The organism is Microbacterium sp. GbtcB4, assembly GCF_019091465.1.
GTDB classification, from domain to species: Bacteria; Actinomycetota; Actinomycetes; order Actinomycetales; family Microbacteriaceae; genus Microbacterium; species Microbacterium paraoxydans.
On the sequence record NZ_JAGXJJ010000050.1, the window covers coordinates 1 to 304 of the forward strand.

Sequence of the window (304 nt, forward strand, 5' to 3'; positions counted from 1 at the left end):
TCCTTCTTTGCGACGCCGTTGATCATGGAGGCGAGCGCGTCGTTCTCCACCGCGGTCAGCTCGGGGATCAGCAGTCCCTGCTGGAAGACGAACCCGAAGCGCTCGCGTCGCAGCCGGGAGCGCGCCGCCTCACCCAGCGCGGTCACGTCTATGACCGTGCCCGTCGAGGGCTGGAAGACCACGCGGCCGCTGTCCGGTGCGGTGATACCCGCCAGCACATGCAGGGACGTCGTCTTCCCCGAGCCCGCCGCGCCCATGATGGCGACGGACTCGCCACGGTGCACCGCGAGGTCGACGCCGGCGA

General features: G+C 70.1%; 1 protein-coding gene. It reads right to left on the reverse strand.

The window, feature by feature from the left end:
- On the reverse strand, window positions 1-304 hold a 304-nt coding region (locus KVS71_RS17240), incomplete at both ends, for an ATP-binding cassette domain-containing protein (RefSeq protein ID WP_217585130.1).